The following is a 21,609-nucleotide window of genomic DNA, read 5'->3' on the forward strand; positions in this document are numbered from 1 at the left end:
GCGGCCTGCGTATGATTTCATAGGGGATGACCGACGATGAACGTCGATCACGAAGTCTTCCAGGAGGAGCTCGCCGCTTACGCGCTGGGGGCGCTGCCGCCGGAAGAGGCGGCGGCGGTCGCCGCCCATATGGCAGGATGCCCGGCCTGTCGGGAGGCGGTAGCCCGATATCGGGAGGCCGCCACCGCGCTGGCCTACACCGTCCCGTTGCAGCCCCCGCCTCCCCGCCTCAAGGCCCGCCTGATGGCCCGGGTGCGACGGCCCCAACGGGAAAACTGGCGGTGGCTGGGGATGGGCGCCGCGCTGGTCATTGCCACCCTGTTGCTGATCCTGGCGGCCCCCCGGATCTTCGCCCCTCCGCTTTCGGTCACCCCCCGCGTGATCCCTTTGCAGGGTGCCGAGGCGGCCCCCGAAGCAGAAGGGTATCTCATCCTGGAGGATGGCCAGGGTCTGCTGGTCACCAAGGGGCTGGCCGTTCCCCCAGAAGGCCAGGTGTATCAGGTGTGGTTTGTAGATGCGGCGGGGCGGCGGGTCAGCGGCGGCACGTTCCGCACCCATCCCCGCCTCTACGGCGTTTACACGGTGACCGTTCCCCTTAACCTCCCGGCCTACGTCCGTATTGGGGTGACCCTGGAGCCGGAGGGAGGAAGCCCCCAGCCTACCGGCCCCCAGGCGCTCCGGGGTTCCCTTCGTTCGAGCGGCGCCTCGGGCCCCTAGGGAGGAGCGGAAGAGGCCCAGCGCGGCCCCAGGGGGAGCTCCACTATGCGGGATTCTCCATCCGAACCCGATGACCCGGAGATCCCATGCGAGCTGCCGATTGGATCCTGGAGAACGCCCGGATCTACACCCTGGATCCTGGGCAACCGATGGCCGAGGCCCTCGCGGTTGCGGGGGAGGAGATCGAAGCGGTGGGCTCCACGGATGCGGTGCGCTCCTTGAAAGGCCCGCGCACCCGGGTTCTGGACCTGAAGGGCGCGGTGGTGCTCCCGGGTCTGATCGATGCCCATTTGCATCTGGAAGGCTATGCCCGTCGTCGGGTAGGCGTGGATGTGGATACGCCCACCCTGGAGGAGGCGCTGGAGCGCGTGGCCCGTCGAGCCGCTTATACCCCGCCGGGGAGCTGGATCATCGGCCGGGGGTGGCTGCAAGAGCAATGGGGGCGGTTCCCTTCCGCCGATGACCTGGACCGGGTGGCGCCTGCGCATCCGGTGGCCCTCTGGGCTCGCAGCGGGCACGCCCTGTGGGCCAACCGGGAGGCCATGCGCCGGGCCGGCATCACCCGGGAAACCCCCGATCCCCCCGGCGGGCGGATCGCCCGGGATCCAGCGGGGGAGCCCGTGGGCCTCTTCTTCGAGCGGGCGATCGATCTCATCGCCCGGGCGATCCCGGAACCCTCTGGGGAGGAGCTCGCCGAGGCCCTCTATGAGGCGCTCCACGAGCTGGCCGCCATGGGTCTAACGGCGGTTCACAACTTCGATGGTCCCCGCTCCTTTGCGGCCCTGCAGATCCTCCGCGAGCGAGGGGATCTCCCCCTGCGGGTGGTTCAGCATCTTCCCCTGGCGATGCTCGATCAGGCCCTGGCTCTCGGCCTGCGAACCGGTTTCGGAGATCCATGGCTGCGCATCGGGGCGGTGAAAATCTTCGCCGACGGCGCGCTGGGGCCGCGGACCGCCTGGATGCTAACGCCGTATGAGGGAGAGCCGGGGAATCTGGGCATCGCCTTCACGCCCCCGGAGGCCATGCGGGAAGCGGCCCGGCGGGCCACGGCCGGCGGCCTGTGGCTGGCCATTCACGCCATCGGGGATCGGGCCAATCGGGAGGTCCTGGATCTCTATACCGAGCTGCGGGAGCTGGAGAGGCGGCTGGGGATCCCGCCGGAGGCCCGGCGCCATCGCATCGAGCATGCGCAGCTCGTGCACCCGGATGATCTCCCGCGCCTGGGCCCGCTACGGATCATCGCCTCGATGCAGCCCATCCACGCGATCTCCGATCGCCCCATGGCGGAGCGCTACTGGGGGAAACGATGCGCCACCGCCTATGCCTGGCGCAGCTTGAAGGACCATGGGGCCCGGCTGGCCTTCGGCTCCGATGCCCCGGTGGAGCCGCCGAATCCATTCTGGGGGCTGCACGCCGCCGTCGTCCGGGACGGCTGGTATCCCGAGCAGGCCCTCTCCCGAACAGAGGCGTTGGAAGCGTATACGGTGGGCCCAGCCTGGGCCGCCGGGCTGGAGCGCTGGCAGGGCCGCCTGCGGCCCGGGATGTGGGCGGACCTCATCGTGCTCCCGGAGGATCCTTTCCAGATCCCCGCGGAACGGCTTCGTGATCTGGAGGTCCTGGGCACCATGGTGGGCGGGCGCTGGATCTATCAGCGAATGTAACCATAGTCGCCACCACCGCTGCCCGGGTTGTTTCCAGCCGTCGCAGACCGGCGTAGTAGATCAGAAGACCAGGCCCCACCCGATCCCGGCGGGATGGATCCGCACCTCCCCGCCCTGCAGGCTGACCCCGGCTACTGTTGTCAACCCCGAGAAGCGTCAGGAGTAGGGCGGCCAGCTTATGCGCGCCCATCGGCTCCCGGAGGAAGATCCACGAGAGGAAGGCCACCCAGGCGGGGGCGGTATAGAGCAACACGGCCGCCATCGCTCTGCCCCCTGCCTGCACCGCGAACTGGAAGGAAGCGTAAAACAGCGCCACCCCGATGGGCCGAAGCCCAGCATGATGGGAAGATCCCGCCGGGCGACTCGAATCCGGCCGATCCAGAAGGCGTGGGCTCCGAACAGGAAGCCTCCCAACACCGCGCGCCAGAAGGCGACCTCCAGGGGCGTCAGCCCATAGGCGAAGGTCAGCTGGCTGATGGGGCCGATCAATCCCCACAGGAAGTCAGCGGTCAGCATATAGAGATAGCCCCTCATGGCGAAAAGCGCTTCAGGGATTGCATATCGCCCCTCAGCGGGGCATGCGAAGGAAGACGCTGAGGGCGATCAGTTCCATCCCGATGGCGAAGGCGATGACGCCTCCCCGGGAGAGATCGTAGAGCGCCCCCATGGCCGCGCTGCCCAGGAACCAGGCCAGCCCATAGATCCCGTTGAACAGGCCATACGCGGTGCCGCGTTCCTCCCGGGACACCAGGGCGGGGATGGCCGCCCGCATGACGGTTTCCTGGGCCCCGATCACCGCTCCCCAAAGCATCACACCTGTGAACCACAGGATCGGGAAGCCCGAGAAGACCATAGGAGCCACAACGGCGCTGAAAGCCGGGATCGCCATCAGAACTCGGAGGCCGAAGCGATCATAGAGGATCCCGAAAAGCAAGCCGGCGGCCGCATCCACTAACATGGCCGCAGCGAACAGCGCCGGGATCGCCGCATCGGGCAGGAGCCTGGCCTGTTTCAGATGAAACGAGAGCAGCTGGAAGTGGACCAGCCCGGCGACGCTCAGGGCGACGAAGGCCAGATACTGCCGGAAGCGCGGGTCGGCGGTCCCCTGCGGAAGGGTCTTCCCCCGATCCCCGGGGGAGGCCTCCAGCTGGTGCGGGGTCGGATACAGCAGGCGAGCGGCCGTCAGGAGGCCCAGGGTGAGCAGCGCGGGGATCAGCAACATCCCGAAGGCCAGATCATACCGCCCGGATAGCTGAAGGATCAGCGCCATCAGCAGGGGGCCTCCGACTGCTCCGATCTGATCCAGGGCTTCATGGAGGCCAAACCCTTTCCCCGGCCCGACCTCGCTGGCCGCATAGGAGAGCATGGTATCCCGGGCCGGGGTGCGGACCGCCTTTCCCAGCCGCTCGATGAGGATCAGGAAGGCGGCGGCTGGCCAGGTGCGGGCCAGGGCCAGGAGGGGAACCGCGAGCACGCTCATCGCATATCCCGGGATCGTGAACATCCACGGCCGGCGCAGGCGATCCGCCAGGTAACCATAGAGCGGGCGCAGTCCATAGCTGATAAGCTCTCCGATGCCACTGACCATGCCGACCACGATCCCGCTGGCTCCCAGCAAGGCCAGGTATGGTCCGAGGATGCTGCGGGCGCCCTCATAGGTCACATCGGCCATCAGGCTGACCAGCCCGAAGAGCGCGATCAGCCGCAGAGCATGCGAACGGGTCGGAACGGGCATCAGCCGCACCTCCAGAGCATTTGGGGAACAGCCCTCCATGATAATAGCCCAGATCATAGCCCATATCCGGGATGGGCGCATGGAAATCCGGCGGCTCCTCCCCGCCATCGTGCGGCCGCTCCCGGCACGGCGGTAGCGTTTTCTCTCGATCGAGAAGCCATGCGGAGAAGGGCAGCATAAGGGGGAGCAGTCCCATGGTCCGGGCCGGGAATTGACGGGCACCCGTATTCTTAGTAAAATGAAAATGGGTTCATCTCAGGATCCCTTATTGAGCCGATGAGGCTGTGGAAAATTGTCCCCATAGCGGATCTGGATGCAATCAAACGGGGCCACCTTGCCCGAGGTGGCCCCGTTTTATTTTCTGGCGGACCCAATGGATGGGCCGCCCTTTCCGCAACCCGTATCCCGCGGAAGCGAGATCCAGAGCGATCTCCCGGTGAAATCGAAGGACCACCAGCGAATGGATTTTAGGTGGACATCCTTTTTGAGGAGCGATCGCCATGGCGGTGGAACAGATCCGACAGGAGACCCTGAATCCCTTTGAGATCGTTCAGAGGCAGCTGGACGAGGTCGCCCAGGTGATCGGCCTGGAGCCTCACGTGCATGAGATGCTTCGCTGGCCCAAGCTGGAGATTCAGGTGACCTTCCCTGTTCGCATGGACGACGGGTCGATCCGGATCTTCCGGGGCTTTCGTGTGCAATATAACGACGCCCGGGGGCCCGCGAAAGGCGGCATCCGGTATCACCCCCAGGAAACCATCGATACGGTGCGGGCCCTGGCGGCGTGGATGACCTGGAAGACCGCGGTGATGGATCTGCCTCTGGGCGGCGGGAAGGGCGGCGTGGTGTGCGACCCCAAGCATCTCTCCCAGGGGGAGCTGGAGCGGATCAGCCGGGCCTACATCCGGGCCATCGCCCCCTTTATCGGCCCAGAGCGGGATGTGCCCGCGCCGGATGTTTACACGAACCCACAGATCATGGCCTGGATGATGGATGAATACAGCACCATCGTCGGCTACAACGCGCCCGGCGTGATCACGGGCAAGCCCCTGCCCCTGGGGGGAAGCCGGGGACGGGAGGATGCCACCGCCCGGGGCGGGATCTACGTCACCCGGGAGGCGGCGAAGGTGCTCGGCCTCGATTTGAACGGGGCCACCGCGGCCATCCAGGGCTATGGAAACGCTGGCCAGCACGCCCATCGGCTGGGGACGGAGCTCCTGGGCCTGAAGGTGGTGGCCGTCAGCGACTCCCAGGGTGGGGTTTACAATCCGAAGGGTCTGGATTTCAACGCGTTGTCGGCCTGGAAGCGAGAGCATGGCACTGTTGTGGGCTTCCCGGGGGCGGATACCCTCACCAACGAGGAGCTGCTGGAGCTCCCGGTGACGGTCCTGTTCCCCGCTGCTCTGGAGAACCAGATCACCGCGGAGAACGCCCCGCGTATCCGGGCCCGCATCGTGGCGGAGCTGGCGAACGGACCCACCACGCCGGAGGCCGATCACATCCTCTATGAGAATGGAGTTTATGTCATCCCCGACTTCCTGTGCAACGCAGGCGGGGTCACGGTCTCCTACTTCGAAATGGTGCAGAACGCCTACGGCTACTACTGGAGCGAAGCAGAGGTCCATCAACGGCTGGATGAGAAAATGACGGCGGCTTTCCATGCGGTCCATGAGACCGCGCGGCGCTACCGGGTGCATAACCGGCTGGGCGCTTATATCGTAGCGATCGAGCGGGTGGTTGAGGCGATGCGGTTGCGGGGCTGGGTGTAGAAACCCTGGAAGGGGCAGCCCCGCGGGCCTGCCTGAGCGGGCAGGCGAAGGCGGCAGCGGCTTTCCGCTTGCCGCCTTCGCCTTTGTTTGGATTTCCCCTGAAGGCTTTGGGAGAAGGCCAGCTCGCCAGCCCCAGGGTTTCATCCACATCCGTTTAAAGGGGGAACTATGGCGGTGGAACGCTCGGTGGAGGTTTCCTACAGCGCTTTCTACTCGCCCTCGCCGGAGGCCATTCGAAAGGGCCTCCAGGCCTGGAATGCGGCGCTGGCTCAGTTCGATAAGGCAGCCCGCATCCTGGAGGCCTCGGGTCATCCCCTCAAGAGGGGGCTCATCGAATTCTTGCGCCGCCCTAAGCGGGAGCTGATCGTCAATTTCCCTGTTCAGATGGATGACGGTTCGATTCAGATGTTCACCGGCTACCGGGTGCACCACAACGCCGTCCGGGGCCCAACGAAGGGCGGCATCCGTTATCATCCGGACGTCACGCTGGAGGAGGTGCGGGCGCTGGCGATGTGGATGACCTGGAAATGCGCGCTGGTGAACATCCCCTACGGGGGGGCCAAAGGGGGTGTGGCGGTGGATCCCGCGAAGCTTTCCCCCCGGGAGCTGGAGCGCCTCACCCGCCGCTATGCCACCGAGATCAGCCTGCTGATGCATCCGGGTGGGGATGTGCCCGCCCCGGATGTGGGGACCAACCCTCAGATCATGGCATGGATTATGGACACGTATTCCATGCACACCGGATTCACCCAACCGGCTGTGGTTACCGGGAAACCCCTGGAGATCGGGGGGACGGTGGGCCGGGTGGAGGCCACCGGGCGTGGCGTGATGATGGTGGTCGCCGAAGCCCTGAAAGGGAACCAGATCCCCATCGATCAGGCCACCATCGCCGTCCAGGGCTTCGGGAATGTGGGCTCCTATGCCGCCCTCACGGCTCACCAGATGGGGGCCAGGGTCGTGGCCGTCAGCGATGTCCAGGGGGGCCTCTACAACCCCAGGGGACTGGATATCCCCAAATTAATGGATCACGTTCGCCAGCACCGGACGGTGGTCGGGTTCCCCGAGGCCGAGCCCATCACCAACGCGGAGCTCCTGACCATGAAGGTGGATGTGCTCATCCCCGCGGCCATGGAGAACCAGATCACCGCGGACAACGCTCCTTTCGTCCAGGCGCGCATCCTGGCGGAGGGAGCCAACGGGCCCACCACACCGGAGGCGGATGAGATCTTGATCGAGAAGGGCGTCTTCATTGTGCCGGACATCCTGTGCAACGCCGGGGGGGTGATCGCCTCGTATTTCGAGTGGGTGCAGGATCTACAGTCGTTCTTCTGGACGGAGGAGGAGATCAATCAGCGGATGGAGCGGATCCTGAAGCGGGCTTTTTACGAGGTGCTGGCGAAGGAAGAGGAGCTGCGCCGCCATGGGCTGAAGCCGGGGGACTATCGCACGGCTGCCCAGGCGCTGGCGATCTGGCGCGTCGCTCAGGCGACCCTGATTCGAGGCATTTACCCGTAGGGGGAGGCCGCTTCCCTGAGGGTCTGAGGGACCTGGCGGATCCCCTGAGGCAACCCCTCACCCATTGGGTTCCTCTGGAGAGGGCAACCCAGAGCCTATAGAGGAAAGGTTCGGGATGTCCGGAGGGCCGGCCCGTGGGGTTTACGTGCTGTGGCTGGAGGTATCCGGGGAGGTCCAGATCGGCCGGTTGGGGCGCTGGCATCTGGACGGCGGTTATGCCTATGTGGGCTCTGCGCAGGGCCCGGGCGGGCTCCGGCGGCTGCAGCGCCATCGGGAGGTGGCCGAGGGCCGGAACCCCACCCGTCGCTGGCATATCGATTTCCTGCTGGCCGCCGGCACATGGCGCGGGGCGTTCGTGATGGAGGCCGAAGATCCCCGCCTGGAGTGCCGGCTGGCCCGCGCGCTGGCACAGCGGTTGCCCCCCGCGATCCCCCGGTTCGGCAGCAGCGATTGCCGCTGCCCGACCCATCTCTTCGCGGTCCCCGATGTCCCGGGGTTCCACCAGCTGATGTTGGAACTGGGGCTGCATCCGGTTTGATCTGGAGTTCCGCCCGATTTCCCCTTCCCGAAGCGGGGAGGGGGGATTTCTGAGGCTCCCCCTTCCTTCGTAGGGAAGGGGGCCGGGGGGTTCGGTCCGAGGGCTCCGGGATAGGGGATTCGGGGAGATCGCTGGTCATGGGCTTCGCCGATAACATAGGAGCGAGTGGGGATCCTCGCCCTCGGGAAGGAGAGCCGTGCGTGCGCTCACCGCGAAAGGCCCCTGGAGCGCCGGGCTTCGAGCCGCCGGCCGGATCCTGGCCCTCATGCTCTGGATCGTCCCATCTTCGGCCAGAGGGCCGCTCCCCCTGACGCTGGCCCCCCCTCGAGCGCCTGAGACCCTGAACCCTAAGGTGGGCGTGCACACCCGGGTGACTGATGAGGTGGATCCTTCGCGGATTTACCGCACGTTCGCGATGGCCCGGGCCATGGGAGCCGCGTGGGTGGTGGAGTTTTTCCCATGGCCGTATCTGGAACCGGAGCCGGGCCGCTACACCTGGGCGCACAGCGACCTGCGGATCTTCCTGGCCCGACGGGAGGGCCTGAAGGTCATCGCCCGCATGGGGATGGTCCCGACGTGGGCCCGCCCCTGGCGCGCCCCGGCCACCTACCTGGGGGCCGAGGCGGTTTTCCCCTTCGCCCGTTTCGTCGCCGCCTTCGCGGCCCGCTACCGGGATCAGATCGCCGCCCTGGTGATCTGGAACGAGCCCAATCTGTATATCGAATGGGGGGCGCGGCCCTCGGATCCGGGGGGCTTCGTCGCGCTGATGCGGGCGGTGTATCCAGCGGTCAAGCAGGTGGCGCCCGATCTGCCGGTGCTGGCCGGCGGGCCGGCCCCCACCCTGGAGGATTCGCCCCACGCGATGAACGACCTGCGGTTCTTGAGGGAGGTCTATGAGCGGGGGATCGCCGCTTACATCGATGGGTGGGCGATGCATCCGTATGGGTTCGGGAACCCGCCGGAGGAGCCACCGGACCCCCGGCGCCTGAACTTCCGACGGGTGGAGCTGATGCGGGCGATCATGCGGGCCTATGGGGACGATCGGCCGATCTATATCACCGAGACAGGCTGGAACGAATCGCCCGAATACGATCACGGCCTTCCGCCGGAGGTGCGGGCGGATTACACGGTGCGGGCCTATGAATACGCGCGGCGGAACTGGCCGTGGTGCCCGGTGGTGGCGATGTGGGCCCTGCGCTACCCATGGCGGGAGGATCCGGTCCTCGAAGGATACGCCTTCCTCGATCTGGATTTCCGACCCCGGCCCGTCTACGAGGCCGTTCGGCGTTACACCCACGGCGAGCGATCCATCGATACGGATCGATGAATGATTCGGAGGGGATGGCCGACCGTGGATGTGGTAAACTGGCCCCCACATGCAGAGCATCGATGGGAAGGAGGAAACGATGACCCCAGCTCTTCAACGCGTGGCCCTCATCGGGTTCGGGGCGGTGGGGCGCGCCTTCGCCCGGCTGCTCCTGAGAAAACATGAGGAGATCCGCCATCGTTACGATCTCGACATCCGGATCACCGGGATCATCACCGCCCGCCGGGGGGCAGCATGGGATCCGGAGGGGCTGGATCTGGTCGCCGCCCTGGAGGCGGTGGAGCGGGGCGGGGATCTGAGCGCCCTCAGCCGGAGCCCGGCTCCCCGGGAGACCCTGGCCTTCATCGAGCGGTGCCCGGCGGATGTGGTCGTCGAGATCACCGTCCTGGATCCGCGCACCGGACAGCCGGCTACAGACCACGTTCGGGCGGCCTTGCGCTCGGGTCGGCATGTGGTGACCGCCAACAAGGGCCCTCTGGCCTTCGCCTACCGGGAGCTGCGGGAGCTCGCCCGCTCCCGCGGCCGCGCCTTTCTCTTCGAGTCCACGGTCATGGACGGCGCCCCGCTCTTCAGCCTGGTCCGCGAGGGGCTGCCGGCCACCCACATCCTGGGCTTCCGGGCTATCCTCAACAGCACCACCAACTTCATCCTCACCCGGATGGAGGAGGGGATCCCCTTTGAGGAGGCTGTGCGGCAGGCCCAGGCCATCGGGATCGCTGAGGCCGATCCATCGAATGACATCGATGGATGGGACGCAGCGGTCAAGACGTGCGTGCTGGCCAATGTGTGGATGGAGGCGGATCTGCGGCCGGATCAGGTGGAGCGGACCGGCATCCGGGGGATCCGGCCGGAGGATCTCAAGGCGGCGCGAGAGGAGGGACGGCGGATCAAGCTGGTGTGCGCGGTGGAGCGGGGGGAGAACGGGGCGGTGCGGGCCCGGGTGGCCCCGGAGGCGGTCCCGCTGGAGGATCTCCTGGCCCATGTGCGCGGGACCTCTTCGGTGATCACCCTGCGCACGGATACTTTAAAACAGCTCACTCTGATCGAGCATGAGCCCGAACCCGCCCAGACGGCCTTCGGGATCCTGGCTGATCTCATCAACGTCGCGCGGGGCCATTGGGGATAGGGACCGCGGATAGAAATCGGCCCTGGGGGGTGCCTGCGCCTCACGCGCCGGCGGATCGCGCCGATTGGAAATCGGCCTCCATAGGCGCTTCGCGCCGGGCGTCAGCCGGTGCCGACGCGAAGATGCTTTTTGGCCGGCGGAGGCCGGCCGTTGGCCGGAGGCCTCTCACGCCGATGGAAATCGGCCTTCTGAGGCGCTTGCGCGCCGGGCGTCAGCCGGCGCCGACGCGGAAAACCTTTTCGGCCGGCGCAGGCCGGCCACTGGCCAGAGGCCTCTGGAGGTCGAATTCATTCGACGTTCCCGCCTATGACCGCCTCTTCCGCCACACCTGGGCCCGCGCCCCCTCGAACTCTTTCTCCCAGCGCGGGTCCGCCTCCAGGGCGCGGGCCAGCTCCTCCTGAAGGATCCGATCGATCAGCAGGCGATCCGCCCCATAGTGTTCCAGCAGCTCATGGTAGCGGGCCGCCCGGGAGATCCGGATGTAGTCCAGCCACAGCTCGTAAGGGTAAAGCTCCACCCGGGGGTCCACGAAGACTTTCTGCTCGGGCAGGGCCCAGATCAGGTAGCTCCCGTAGCCCATCTCGTTGAACAGGCGCCCCCCGGGATGCGCCCGCAGGTATTCCACCGCATCCACCGGCGTCTCGATCCCGATCAGGGGGCCGATGGCCTGCCCCCGCCACACCTGCCGCCAGTAGGTCTCCGGCAGGGGGATCCGTTCCACCCACCAGGGCTGGACGGCGAGGACGGGCAGGAAGAGCATGGCGGCGAGGAGGGTGTTCAGCCGGCGGGGCGGCGGGCTCGGCCATGGCCATGGCGGCAGCGCCCCGGCCAGCAGCCGTGCCAGGATGGGGGCGGCCACCATCCCGAACCAGATCACATATCGCTGGCCGTTCCAGGCTAACCAGAGGAAAGCCACGATCAGCAGCGCCTCGGTGGGCCTCAGGCGGTGACGGGAGTAAGCGAGGGCGAGGAGCAGGATCAGCACGCTCCCGTAGAACGTGAGGTTGGCGATCCCATGCGGGGTGGGGGAAGCCCACTCCACCACCAGGGTCTGGCTGGGCCGGTCGGTGAGCAGGCGGTGGACGTAATGGAGGATCCCGATCCCCTGGGGGTTGAGCAGCATCGCGGGCAGGGTGAGGATGGCGATGCCTGCGAGCGGGCGCAGCGTTGAGGGCGCGCGCTGCCCGAGGAGCGTCTCCAGCGCCCCGCCGGCCAGGAAGAGGAGGAGCAGTATCGGGCCCAGGATGAAGGCCCCATGGGCATTGACCCAGAAGGCCATCAGAGAGGGAAGCATCAGCAGCGCGGCCCGGCATCGGGATCCCTCCCCGAGGCGGGCGAGGGAGAGATAGAAAAGGACGAAGGGGAGCCAGGACCAGATTTGGGGGCGCAGCACCAGGTTGTTGAGGGACATGCCGGCGGCGAGGGCGAGGACGAAGGCGGCCAGCCGCCAGGATCCGCTCCGATGCCTCGCCTCCCAGCCGATGAGGGCGAAGGCCGCCAGGGCCAGGAGGTTGCGCGCGAAGATGGCGAGGGGGAGCCCCCCGGCGCGAACGAGCAGGGCCAGCAGGACCTCCCCCAGCCAGGCCCCGTAGGTGAAGGGCGCCTCCGCGGGGATCGTCCAGCCGAACATGTTGGTGGCAGGGATGCGCCGCTCATCGAGGATAAGCGCCCCGATCCGCAGATGCCACCAGAAATCGTTGGGCGGCAGCGGCATCAACGAGACCAGCACCCCGAAGGCCGCCAGCACCACCAGGGGCCAGAGGAGATCAACGGGAGCCTTCAGCCGCGCCATGACGTTTCGCATGGAAGATCCCTCCCGTATCGGATCGACGGGTAGAAGCGGGCGGCTTCCCTGCCTCCTGCGCCATCAGGAACCAGAACAGCCATGCTGGTCCTGCCCAGAAATCTGAGGCATGGAAGTGAACAGCAGAACGCCATCGAGGAGCCCGTAGGCAAGGATCAGTCCGAGCCAGCGGATCGGGATCGGCGGCGCCGGGCAGCATATGAAGGCAGGGATCAGCCCCACGAGCGCCAGGGTCAGGTCGAAAGTCCATCCGTAGGCGGCGGTCGCTAAGGAGAGCAGGGTCCCCATGGGAAGCTCCGGGAGGGAAGGGGGGCGATGCCGGGCCCGTTGAAGCCGGAACCTTAGGCCGAAGGCGGCGGGCAACCGGATCGGGCAGGGCGCCGAAGGGCATCAACAGCGGAAGGGCCCACGGGGTTCCAGAGCATAACGGCCTCTTCGACGGGCCGGCCCGCCGCCCGCTCCAGGCGGAGCACCTGGGCCGGATCATACGGGTTGCCGCCGGTGAGGCGCAGCCGGCCAGCCGCCCCGTATTCAACGAAGTCGTCCAGGCGAATGAAGGATGGAGAGGTCAGGATCCGCTCGGAGAGCGCAAAGCGCATGGCGCCCGCAGCGATCAGCAAAGGCCATCGCATGACCCAATAGACCGTTCCCCGCATGATCCGTGCTCCTCCCCGGATCATGGCCATGATTTCAATTCGACCTTATAGCCCTGAGAGATAAGATGGCGGATGAAATCCTTTCTCGCAAAGGCAATGATCGTAATCCCCTTTCTCTGGATTTCGACAAGCTGGTAGAGGTCTTCGAACATTCTGGAGGTCAGCAGGTTATACAAAACTTGTTGGTTGAACTGGAAATCCCTGAGGAACAGTTGCCATCCGTATCCGTCCGTATGATCGTAAGGCAGGAGGAGCTCAGGGGGATCTCGGAAGAGCACCTCCGGGTTGAATGCCACATGACCAGGCACGGAGCCCGGATGCCATCGACGGCTGTGCGCCATCTCCCGATGGTTCAGTCCCATAAGATCCAGCACAGGCCCTTCATAATCGAGACGGAATCGACCGGCCGTGACGATGCCAACCCGTGGCGGTGCAGGGGCGAAGAGAAGATTCATCCGATGGGCCAGCAAGCTTTTCTCTCGTGGGAGGTAAAACTCGAACCGCATTTGCATCTTATGCCATTCAGGCAATGAAACAATTGGTGTGGATGGCGAGATATTCCATCGAGAGAGGCACAAATTCAGCCAATTGTCTGTATTGATGAAGGGGAGAAGCAAGCAGAGGCAAAACGTGAGCACACGAAATCTGTAAGGGATGGGGAGCAGGTTTGCCTGCAGATCCCCAAGGGCGATCAGGAGGAGACCGAGGATCGGCCATATCGGCTGATAGAAGCGTGCCATAGGAAAATGGTCGGCGCCGGTCATCAGAGGGATGGAAACACCCAGCAGTGCCAACCCGGTCATGTGGAAAAGACGGATCAGGGCTCCGGGTGGCTTCTCTCTATCCGAGCCGCGAAGGGCGCTGATCAGGGTAGAAAGGTGGCGAAGGATGGTATGAACACCCCAGAGCAGGGCAGTGAGACCCATCCAGTAGGTAATCCCAAACTTCAGAAAGTAAATCACGCCGCTTCGCAGCGCCTGTGCGGGTGGGACACGCTTGGCGTAGAACGTGTTGGGCAGGAAATCTCCAAACAGGCTAAGCCGCCATACGGTTAGAGCGATCAGGATGGCTCCACCGATCCCCAGCAGGGTGAGGGTCCGGCCCGTATTGATTTTGCGGCCTCGGGCGCGATGGTTGACGATGTCCAGCAGGATGAAGCCCAGCGCCCAGATCATTCCTTCTGGGCGGGACAGGATGAGAAAGGCAACCAATCCGCCTGCGATCCATGTAGGAAGGCCACGCCACAGGGCGATTGCCACGCTGGTCACCCCCAGCGAGAGGAGCACCGTATCCATCAGGCTGATGGTATTCCAGATCACAAAGCTGGGGATGCTCAGGATCCATATTCCGATAAAAAGGGTGGCGGGGGAAAGCCACCCCTTCTCGGTCCCTATGGTCCCAATCACCAGCCCCAGCAAGATTGCCGTCAGGGTGCAGGCCACAAGGAGCACCCCGCTTTCCATCGGGATCCCGAACAGGTATGTTCCCAGCATGGGAAGCAGCCATAGGGGCGATGTAAATCCCTCCACCGGCTGCTCGCCGGGGTTGTAAACGAGGCCGTAGCCCTCCACCGCATGCTTGGCGTAGACGGCGAAAATATAAGCATCGTCGATCCCAGGACCAGGAACATTCAGGCAGGCAAGGGCTATCTTTGTCGCAACTCCGATCGCAATAGCGGAGGCGAGGAAAGCGAGGCTCCATGGAAGGATTGCCCCTGGTATGGCTGGCGTTTCTTTTAGCGATTGTGGGTTGCTCGGCGTCGATTGAAGATATGCCCTGCGGAGCATCCGGTGATCTCCTATCGGGATTGAGCGTTCAAGGTGTCTGGCTGGAGCTTCGTTTGATACCCGGCGGCAGCGAGGGCTGGCAGCGTCCATTGTATCCCCCAGCCGAGGTAGCGGACCATCAGGGCGGTGAGGGGCGCCCCGGGGAAAAAGGCCAGCCAGACCAGGGCGAAGGCGGCCCGCAGGGCCGGGCGGGCGGCAGGGGCATGCTCCCAGAGCAGAAGGGCCGGGAGCAGGAGGATGGCCCAGTCGTAGATCATGGCGTGGGGCGTTAGATACAGGGTAAGGGCCACCGCGGCCGCGAACCGCCGGGCATCCGCGCGATGGCGGCGCCAGAACCGGAGAACGACCCCGGTCGCGAGGAGGGCAGAGAGGAGCGCGAGGGCGTCCGTTAGGCGGGGATGCCCCGGCAGCAGCAGCCGCCAGAACCCCCGCGGGCTGTGCAGATGCCACAGCGGGAACTCCTTCCAGGACGGAAGATCCGGGTAAAGGTTCAGGGCGAAACGCCCATAGGCGGCTGTCGCTTCCGGCAACAGCGCCCCGGAGAGGGTCAGCAGTGCAGCCCCGGTCAGGCCCAGCCCGAACAGGGCCCGCCATCCGCGAGGGCCTTCCATCCCCCAGAGAAGCAGAAGCCCCAGGAGCAGGTGGGGCTTATACAGCAGCAGGCCGGAGAGGGCCCCGGCGGCCAGCGATCGGTTCCGCCGCCACATGATCCAGACCCCGGTGAGGAGGGCCAAGCTGAGGAGCCCGTTCTGCCCGAAGCTGACGGAGGCGAACACCGGGAGGAAGGTGAGGGACCACCCCATGGCCTTCCCGAAGGCGCTGGGGGGGCTGAGGGCCCGGAGGCTGAGGGCGAGCAGCAGGAGCTGCATGGCGCTCCAGAGGGCGAAGCTGACCGGGTAAGGGAGAAGGGAAAGGGGCACGAAGAGAAGGGCGAGGAAGGGCGGGTTCAGGAAGGCATGGTAGGCGGGAAGGGAAGGCCCGAGGATCGCCCGCTCGGCGGCGAGCTGGGCCTCCGGGTCATAGAGGCGGGCCGCTTGCCCGTGGCGGATCATCCACCCGGCGGCGTAGAACTCCAGGTAATCCGTCCCGATCACCTGGCCCGCGAGGTCCAGGCCCCCCGAGCCCCCGAGCAGGCTCAGAAGCCATCCCCCCCACAGGGCGGCCCCGGCGATCCACGCGTATCGCATGCGGGCAGGGGTCAGAAGCCGGGTCATCGGGGACGATCCTCCCACGGGCGGAGTGACAGAACGCCCTCCCGGGCCATCGCGATCCCTACCCCGAGGGGAAGCAGTGCCGGGAGGGCCAGGCGGGTGAGGGCGCCGAGGGCGGAAAAGACGAGCGCGCCCAGGTAAACCCCGATGGCCGTCCGGAGCAGCCGGCGGGAAGGGCCTCTGGCCGCCCAGAGCGTCATGGCGGGCGCAAGCAGCATCAGATCATGCAGCAGCGCATACGGAAAGGCCAGAAGCGGGTAAAGGATAGCCAGCACCCAGGCGGGAGCCTGTCGTTCCCAGGGCTGGTTTCGCAGAGAAGCGGCGATATGGGCGAGCCCCAACCCCAGCAGCAGGAGCCCGAGGGCGGAAGCCGCTTGCAGGGCCAGGCGGGCGCTGGGCGGCAGAAGGGTGGCGAGCAGGCCATACGGGGTGATGAGGGCGAAAGCCGGGAAGCCCTTCACCCACGGAAACGATAGCACAAGGGAACTTTGGGCCAGGTATTTCCCATAAAGCGGACCCCCTCCGGTCAGGAGGCTGAGCCCGAGCCACAGGAGGGTCGTCGCCCCGAAAGCGGCCAGAGCCCGCCATTCTTTCCAGGCCATCCAGAGGATGAGAAACCCGAGGACGAACTGGGGCTTGTAAAGCATCAGCCCGGCGATCAAGCCGGCCAGGCCGGGCCGTCGGGCCCGGCTGTTGATCAGCAGCCAGGTGACCAGCCAGAGGGTAAGACCATGGTTTTGTCCCACCCGCCAGCCGGCCATAAAAGGGAAAAAAGAGAGCAAAAGGACGGAGATGGGCGGGAAGGAGCGAGCGGCCTGGCGGATCTCCTCCGGGAGGAGTCTTCGAAGCCCCGTAGCGGCGTGCAGCGTCCACGCCAGGGTGAGCCCGTTCCACAGGGCAAAGGCGATGGGCAGGGGCAGGAGCGTGAGCAGGCTGCAGGCCATGGCGACATAAGGCGGGCTGATGAACGGGTTCAGGCCCGGATACGGGGTGGGCGCGATCAGGGCGGCCTGGATCCCGGCCTGGGCCTCCGGATCATACAGGCGTGCCGGGTGGTGACGATAAAGGAGTCCTGCCCCATAGAGGGTGATGAAATCACTGCCCAGGATCGGGCCCAGCCCTCCCTGCCAGCCCCGGCGCGTGAGGATCTCTCCGATCCACACCCCCCACAGGGCGGCGCCGATCAGCCACGGATACACGCGCAGGCGTCTTCGGTTCACCGGGTCATCTCCCCGGTGGCGTTCTGGATTTCCATGCAGGTCAGGCGCAGGATCTCCACGTCCTCATCGGCATACACCGGGTGGGCGCAGCGAGGGGCGAAACGGATTCGAAGGAAGTCCTCACTGCGCTGCACCCAGCCCTCCGGGTCGTGGTTCAATAGCCATTTTAGGATGCCATGATGGATCCAGAGGGGGGTGATCCCCATGGCCTCCAGGCGACGGGCTACCGCCTCGGGATCGAAACCCGCGGCCCATACGCTGCGCGCCCAGGTGAAGTGATCGGCCTCCGGGAAGCAGCCGTCTGGACAGTAGTAGTGGCGCGTGTCGCCGATCAGCAGGATCCGTTCCTCCGGCTTTAGATGGGATTGGACCCACTCCATCCCCCGGTAGCCGCTGAGAGCTCGGCGCAGGAAATCCGCCCGGCTTTCCATCCCCAGGGCTACGGCCCACGGACGGGAAATGAGCATGTTGAGCTCCCCTGCTGCCACGAGGAGGGCCAGCAGAGCCAGCAATCCCCGGGTCATCGCCCACGTGCTGAGGCGATGCCATCGATTCTGGCTTGAGCATGCGGATAGCGCGGCGGCGATCCCGATGCCCCAGAGCGCCAGCGCAGAAAGCGAATTCCCGGCGGCCCGAGAGCCCACAAGAAGGCGCGCGCCCCCACAAGCCCGATCACCTCCACGGGCAACCACCGCGTAAACAGCATGCTGATCAGCAACCCCAGAGGTGCCATCCAGGACAAGCTTACAGAATCTATTCGCTCGGGTGCAAATAGCGCCCACACAAAAAATATGGCCCTGCCCAGCCCGGTTGCTTTCTTTGAATTTGTATATTCTTGATATAGGTAACTCCTGAAATTAACCCCTGTATCGTTCGATCTTAGCCATGCTGGAAATAGAGGGGTTCCAAACCAGAGGGCGTTCTTTAAATACCCGGGGGCGGCCAGGATCAGCGGTAGGATCAGAGAGGATATTAGCCTCCTCACCCGACCTGGGATGCCCATGGGGAAACCCCGCCAGATCCAGAAGGCGACCCCTGTGGCCAGAATGGGCAGTGAGGAGAACTTGGATCCAATGGCCAGCCCTGTCCAGATCCCCGCGGCCATGAGCCATCCCGGTTCCTGGCCCTTCGAGGCCCGGAGCAGGGCGCTGAGAGCCATCAGTTCCAGACAGGCGGCGGCGACGTCGGCCAGGGCAGCGGGCATGAGCCGGAAGGTCAGGGCGGGCATGGTCAGCATGAACGCGGGGGCTACCCAGGCCCATTCCTCCGCATATGGCCGGGCCAGACCCAGGGTGAGGCCCAGGAAAGCGAGGCCGAAGGTCCAGTGCAGGAGCTGGGGGGCGATGTCATCGCCCAGGGCCAGGGGGATGGCATACAGCATGCTGGTCCCAAAGGCGTAGTTAGCTGGCCAGTTGTGGAAATCCGGGTAGATCCGGCCGGCTTCCAGGAACCGCCGGGGCGCTTCCAGGTGATACCACAGGGCATCATACGCGGTGGGCGAGGTCAGTGCGATCAGGAAGCGAAATCCCAGCAGGGTGGCCATCAGCCAGCCTGCCCATCGCGCCGTCCGTGAGGACCCCATGAGGGAAGCGGGCGCGCTTTGGAGCGCTCGGATCGCTTGCCAGGCGCTTGCTGCCATATCCGGAGCAAGCCAGAAGGCCATGCCCAGGATCAGCCCGGCGATAACCGGCCGGTGAAACAGCCCCAGCCATCCCAGCGCATATGCTGGATATCCGATGAGGATCAACCCGGTGGGCGCGCTCCAGAGCAACCGCTCTCCATCAGACAATCTGGACAGCCGCAGCCATCGGAGCACTCGCTCTCCCAGCGCAGCCCCCAGCAGGGTGAGATATCCCCAGAGCAGGAGCGTGAAAGCGGTGTCGGCCAGCGCAGGCAGACCCGTGAGGGTGGATGGGGTCGGGGGAAGAGGACGGTGGAGGCCCCACACGACCAGGGTGATCCCTAAGAGCATGAGCAATATGGAAGTCTGAAGGCGGAGTCCGAGAACGAGCTTCATTGCTCCCCTCCCAACCGGTTACGCTGTTGAAGCTCCCGAGCAGCCCGGAAGAACAGTCCGAGGAGCAGCAGTCGCGTGGAGCCCAGGAGGAGGGATACAGTCATGTAAGGTGCGCTGATCGCCGTGATGGCGCCGTAACTGAGGGCGATGGTGAGCGGGATGATCGTAATCCTCAGCATCCATCGAGTCATCGGTCGAAGCCGATTCCCGTAGAGGGCAAGAGCCGTGATGGGGGCAAACAAATAGATATGATAGTTGATCCATGAGATCGGCCAGATGAGCAGCCCCAGGCTAAGCCAGAGACCACCCTCGACCAGTGACGGCTGCCCGCGTTGTTGCCGGGCCCATGCTCCAGCGAGGCTCAGCAGGAACGCAGCTCCTAGGATGGACAGCGGACGTGGGGAGAGAACGAACGCTGGATACAGAAGGCCATGGAACTGGACCCCCTTTTCATCCTGTATGGGAGGCCCTGCGAACGCCCATAGCCATGCCAGGAGCGAGTTGTTCGCCGGCATGAACATCTCCAGGGCCATCTGGTAATTCGTGAGATGTCGGAGCAGGAAACCCTCGCCCGTCGGCCCGACCCACAGGGTTCCCCAGAGTATGCTCGTGAATATCCCGATGGCGAGGCCCTCCACAAGAGGCCGTCCTGAGTTCCTCAACCACGGCACGGTTGCGAATATAGGGAAGCCTTTCAAGGCCGTCGCCCATCCGATCCAGAATCCTCCCCAACGCGGCCGGCCTCGTAGCAGCGCAATCCATCCGGCGTTCATCAGCGCCCATGTCAGGACATCGATGTTCCCCAGAAGCAGCACATGCCACATCGCCGGCCACATTCCGAGGGCAAATAGCACCGGAGCCGGCGAAACGCCCAGCGTCCGCGCGATCCGCCATCCTGTCCACCCGATGAGCATGAGGCTGATGGCGAGCCATATAGCATATGCGACATGCATGGGGAAAAGGGCCAGAACCCGGAAGAGAGGCAAGACGATGGGTTGATATAGCAACAAGGGAGCCGTGCGCTCCAAGCTGGGCGGCAATCGGAGTCCCAGGGTCGATCCGATCCGGATAGGCCATGATGGATCCGTGAAGGACCCTCCTTGCTGAAGAAAGCGGGCCAGAAAGTCATGCTGAAAGAAATCCACCGCTTGATAGGGGAACTCGCTGAGTTTGTAGCCCGCCAGGATGGCCTCCCAGCCGATGATAAGGCAGAGCAGGAACAGAAATGCCCATCGTCCCCATGGAATGCTGGTCTTCATGGATGTCTCCCGCCTGAAAAGAACGGTCGAATTGCCCATCCATACAGGACGAGATGAAGGATCATATATATCCGCCCGGCCAGGAAGCTGACCACCCCGCCCTCTGGCAGTGGAACCCGGAGGGCGTCCAGGAGGATCACCAGAAAGGGCAGGGTGGCGGGGATCAAGCTCCACGAGAGCCAGAGGCCCCGGGGAATCATCTCCCCGTGGATCGCGCGCAGAAGAGAGGGCATCAGGATCATGGCCGTATGCGGATGGGCATGCCACGAAGTGGTGAACGTAGCCGTCCAGGTCGCCAGCATGAGGCGATCATCCTCCCAGGCCTCTTTCTTCCCAGCCTTCCGCCAGGCGATCAGCACGGGGATTGCAGTCAGGATCATCGCCGCGCCGATCCCGGGCCAGAGGATCCAGGCCGGCAGGGTTCCCTGGAGCCATACGCCAAGGGCCCGCCAGTTCATCATGGTTTCCGCCCCCACCACGGCGGGGGCGAGAGCCGGATGAGGCCGGGCGAACCCGCTGATCCATCCCCACCATTCCCACAACCCCTGCGGGCCGCTCAGCCCGAGGGAGAGGGCCAGGATCAGGCATGCGGAGACCCCGAAGCCCGCGAGGGCAGCCCACTGGCCCGCCAGGGCAAGGCCGGGCAGCAGCAGGATCAGGGTCTGCGGCTTGAGGAGGAGCCATCCCAGCCAGAGGCCGCTTCGCAGATCGGCACGGGCTTCCCGGTGGATCTGAAATCGGGCGAGGCCGAGCAGCAGCCAGGCATTGACCTGACCCCACAGCAAGTTCATTAGGCTCGGATAGGAGAGGAGCATCACGGCCAGAAGCTTGTGGCGTTCAGGACCGGGGAAGGCCCGCAAAAAGGGGCGCAGGGCCAGGAGAGCAAGGAGCAGGCTGATCCCCGACCATGTGGCGAAGGCCATGGCTGGGGGCAGGGCAGTGAGGGGAAGGGCTAAAAGGACGAAGGCCGGCAGGAACACCATGGGGATGAACATGCACGGAGCCTCGGAACCGGCCATCCGGCAGAGGGCCTCCTGGTAGGGAAACGTGCGATCCGGGTCATAGATAGCGGCGAACCCGTTCTCCCGCGCTGCCTGAGCGGCAGCGTAGAGGGCCCGGAAATCGGCGCCGATGACTGGGAAAAGGCCGGCCAGGCGAAAGGCCCCAAGGAGATAAAGCGCTTCCAGGAGAGCCAAGGCGAAAATCAGCAGGTTGAGCGCTCTGTCCTTCCGACTGGTCACAGCGATCCTCCGCTGCCGATTATATA

General features: G+C 65.3%; 20 protein-coding genes. 7 read left to right on the plus strand and 13 right to left on the minus strand.

Translation table 11 applies throughout. The annotated features are described in order from the left end of the window. The first annotated feature begins 36 nt into the window (after positions 1-36). Both VAE54_RS03335 and VAE54_RS03340 read left to right on the plus strand, forming a co-directional pair. Complete coding sequence (locus VAE54_RS03335; protein WP_322800514.1) at positions 37-717, plus strand: anti-sigma factor domain-containing protein; 681 nt, start codon at positions 37-39, stop codon at positions 715-717. An 86-nt stretch (positions 718-803) separates the two neighbouring features. After that, on the plus strand, positions 804-2,378 hold the full coding sequence (locus VAE54_RS03340) for an amidohydrolase (RefSeq protein WP_322800515.1): 1,575 nt from the start codon (positions 804-806) through the stop codon (positions 2,376-2,378). Here the strand turns inward: VAE54_RS03340 and VAE54_RS14520 are convergent. The 3 genes from VAE54_RS14520 to VAE54_RS03350 are packed head-to-tail and all read right to left on the minus strand — an operon-like array spanning position 2,272 to position 4,113. Beyond that, on the minus strand, positions 2,272-2,640 hold the full coding sequence (locus VAE54_RS14520; protein WP_416223765.1) for an EamA family transporter: 369 nt from the start codon (positions 2,638-2,640) through the stop codon (positions 2,272-2,274). The two genes, VAE54_RS03340 and VAE54_RS14520, sit on opposite strands and share 107 nt — an antisense overlap. Continuing rightward, positions 2,535-2,912, minus strand: a complete 378-nt coding sequence (locus tag VAE54_RS03345) for an EamA family transporter (protein WP_322800516.1) — start codon at positions 2,910-2,912, stop codon at positions 2,535-2,537. Before VAE54_RS03345 ends, VAE54_RS14520 begins: the two co-directional genes overlap by 106 nt. 34 nt (positions 2,913-2,946) lie before the next feature. After that, positions 2,947-4,113 carry an MFS transporter gene (locus VAE54_RS03350; protein WP_322800517.1) on the minus strand — a complete coding sequence of 389 codons (1,167 nt, stop codon included), beginning with the start codon at positions 4,111-4,113 and terminating at the stop codon, positions 2,947-2,949. A gap of 500 nt (positions 4,114-4,613) precedes the next feature. On the opposite strand from VAE54_RS03350, the gene VAE54_RS03355 reads away from it, so the two are divergent. The 5 genes from VAE54_RS03355 (at position 4,614) to VAE54_RS03375 (ending at position 10,388) form a co-directional block, all read left to right on the plus strand. Next, positions 4,614-5,882, plus strand: a complete 1,269-nt coding sequence (locus tag VAE54_RS03355; RefSeq protein ID WP_322800518.1) for a Glu/Leu/Phe/Val dehydrogenase — start codon at positions 4,614-4,616, stop codon at positions 5,880-5,882. Between the two features lie 168 nt (positions 5,883-6,050). Next, the gene (locus VAE54_RS03360; protein WP_322800519.1) at positions 6,051-7,397 is read left to right on the plus strand and encodes a Glu/Leu/Phe/Val dehydrogenase; all 1,347 of its coding nucleotides are present in this window, start codon (positions 6,051-6,053) and stop codon (positions 7,395-7,397) included. Between the two features lie 115 nt (positions 7,398-7,512). Continuing rightward, complete coding sequence (locus VAE54_RS03365; RefSeq protein WP_322800520.1) at positions 7,513-7,935, plus strand: GIY-YIG nuclease family protein; 423 nt, start codon at positions 7,513-7,515, stop codon at positions 7,933-7,935. Between the two features lie 196 nt (positions 7,936-8,131). Beyond that, positions 8,132-9,262, plus strand: a complete 1,131-nt coding sequence (locus VAE54_RS03370) for a hypothetical protein (RefSeq protein WP_322800521.1) — start codon at positions 8,132-8,134, stop codon at positions 9,260-9,262. A 79-nt stretch (positions 9,263-9,341) separates the two neighbouring features. Beyond that, positions 9,342-10,388: a homoserine dehydrogenase gene (locus VAE54_RS03375; RefSeq protein WP_322800522.1), complete on the plus strand. Its 1,047-nt coding sequence runs from the start codon at positions 9,342-9,344 to the stop codon at positions 10,386-10,388. A gap of 304 nt (positions 10,389-10,692) precedes the next feature. Here VAE54_RS03375 and VAE54_RS03380 read toward each other — a convergent pair whose 3' ends face one another. The 10 genes from VAE54_RS03380 to VAE54_RS03425 all read right to left on the minus strand — a co-directional run bounded on the left by VAE54_RS03380 (position 10,693) and on the right by VAE54_RS03425 (position 21,583). Continuing rightward, a complete protein-coding gene (locus VAE54_RS03380; RefSeq protein WP_322800523.1) occupies positions 10,693-12,192 on the minus strand; it encodes a hypothetical protein in 1,500 nt (499 codons plus the stop codon). 63 nt (positions 12,193-12,255) lie between these two features. Next, entirely contained in the window at positions 12,256-12,480 is a 225-nt protein-coding gene (locus tag VAE54_RS03385) for a hypothetical protein (RefSeq protein WP_322800524.1), read from the minus strand. A gap of 53 nt (positions 12,481-12,533) precedes the next feature. Continuing rightward, entirely contained in the window at positions 12,534-12,848 is a 315-nt protein-coding gene (locus VAE54_RS03390) for a hypothetical protein (RefSeq protein WP_322800525.1), read from the minus strand. Between the two features lie 20 nt (positions 12,849-12,868). Further along, positions 12,869-14,107: a hypothetical protein gene (locus VAE54_RS03395; protein ID WP_322800526.1), complete on the minus strand. Its 1,239-nt coding sequence runs from the start codon at positions 14,105-14,107 to the stop codon at positions 12,869-12,871. A gap of 539 nt (positions 14,108-14,646) precedes the next feature. Further along, a complete protein-coding gene (locus tag VAE54_RS03400; RefSeq protein ID WP_322800527.1) occupies positions 14,647-15,849 on the minus strand; it encodes a glycosyltransferase family 87 protein in 1,203 nt (400 codons plus the stop codon). Continuing rightward, the gene (locus tag VAE54_RS03405) at positions 15,846-17,066 is read right to left on the minus strand and encodes a glycosyltransferase family 87 protein (RefSeq protein WP_322800528.1); all 1,221 of its coding nucleotides are present in this window, start codon (positions 17,064-17,066) and stop codon (positions 15,846-15,848) included. The genes VAE54_RS03400 and VAE54_RS03405 overlap by 4 nt, the downstream gene beginning before the upstream one ends. After that, on the minus strand, positions 17,063-17,590 hold the full coding sequence (locus VAE54_RS03410) for a hypothetical protein (protein ID WP_322800529.1): 528 nt from the start codon (positions 17,588-17,590) through the stop codon (positions 17,063-17,065). Before VAE54_RS03410 ends, VAE54_RS03405 begins: the two co-directional genes overlap by 4 nt. Then, entirely contained in the window at positions 17,587-19,083 is a 1,497-nt protein-coding gene (locus VAE54_RS03415) for a hypothetical protein (RefSeq protein WP_322800530.1), read from the minus strand. Before VAE54_RS03415 ends, VAE54_RS03410 begins: the two co-directional genes overlap by 4 nt. Further along, positions 19,080-20,342: a glycosyltransferase family 87 protein gene (locus VAE54_RS03420; protein WP_322800531.1), complete on the minus strand. Its 1,263-nt coding sequence runs from the start codon at positions 20,340-20,342 to the stop codon at positions 19,080-19,082. Before VAE54_RS03420 ends, VAE54_RS03415 begins: the two co-directional genes overlap by 4 nt. Next, on the minus strand, positions 20,339-21,583 hold the full coding sequence (locus VAE54_RS03425; protein WP_322800532.1) for a glycosyltransferase 87 family protein: 1,245 nt from the start codon (positions 21,581-21,583) through the stop codon (positions 20,339-20,341). The genes VAE54_RS03420 and VAE54_RS03425 overlap by 4 nt, the downstream gene beginning before the upstream one ends. Positions 21,584-21,609 lie beyond the last annotated feature (26 nt).

The organism is Thermoflexus sp., from assembly GCF_034432235.1.
Lineage (GTDB): Bacteria > Chloroflexota > Anaerolineae > Thermoflexales > Thermoflexaceae > Thermoflexus.

Bases quoted from the DNA above. Each gene is read 5' to 3' on its own strand.
- VAE54_RS03335 (WP_322800514.1), top strand. From the start codon at position 37: ATGAACGTCGATCACGAAGTCTTCCAGGAGGAGCTCGCCGCTTACGCG.
- VAE54_RS03340 (WP_322800515.1), top strand. From the start codon at position 804: ATGCGAGCTGCCGATTGGATCCTGGAGAACGCCCGGATCTACACCCTG.
- VAE54_RS14520 (WP_416223765.1), bottom strand. From the start codon at position 2,640: ATGGCGGCCGTGTTGCTCTATACCGCCCCCGCCTGGGTGGCCTTCCTC.
- VAE54_RS03345 (WP_322800516.1), bottom strand. From the start codon at position 2,912: ATGAGGGGCTATCTCTATATGCTGACCGCTGACTTCCTGTGGGGATTG.
- VAE54_RS03350 (WP_322800517.1), bottom strand. From the start codon at position 4,113: ATGCCCGTTCCGACCCGTTCGCATGCTCTGCGGCTGATCGCGCTCTTC.
- VAE54_RS03355 (WP_322800518.1), top strand. From the start codon at position 4,614: ATGGCGGTGGAACAGATCCGACAGGAGACCCTGAATCCCTTTGAGATC.
- VAE54_RS03360 (WP_322800519.1), top strand. From the start codon at position 6,051: ATGGCGGTGGAACGCTCGGTGGAGGTTTCCTACAGCGCTTTCTACTCG.
- VAE54_RS03365 (WP_322800520.1), top strand. From the start codon at position 7,513: ATGTCCGGAGGGCCGGCCCGTGGGGTTTACGTGCTGTGGCTGGAGGTA.
- VAE54_RS03375 (WP_322800522.1), top strand. From the start codon at position 9,342: ATGACCCCAGCTCTTCAACGCGTGGCCCTCATCGGGTTCGGGGCGGTG.
- VAE54_RS03380 (WP_322800523.1), bottom strand. From the start codon at position 12,192: ATGCGAAACGTCATGGCGCGGCTGAAGGCTCCCGTTGATCTCCTCTGG.
- VAE54_RS03385 (WP_322800524.1), bottom strand. From the start codon at position 12,480: ATGGGGACCCTGCTCTCCTTAGCGACCGCCGCCTACGGATGGACTTTC.
- VAE54_RS03390 (WP_322800525.1), bottom strand. From the start codon at position 12,848: ATGCGGGGAACGGTCTATTGGGTCATGCGATGGCCTTTGCTGATCGCT.
- VAE54_RS03400 (WP_322800527.1), bottom strand. From the start codon at position 15,849: ATGACCCGGCTTCTGACCCCTGCCCGCATGCGATACGCGTGGATCGCC.
- VAE54_RS03410 (WP_322800529.1), bottom strand. From the start codon at position 17,590: ATGACCCGGGGATTGCTGGCTCTGCTGGCCCTCCTCGTGGCAGCAGGG.
- VAE54_RS03415 (WP_322800530.1), bottom strand. From the start codon at position 19,083: ATGAAGCTCGTTCTCGGACTCCGCCTTCAGACTTCCATATTGCTCATG.
- VAE54_RS03420 (WP_322800531.1), bottom strand. From the start codon at position 20,342: ATGAAGACCAGCATTCCATGGGGACGATGGGCATTTCTGTTCCTGCTC.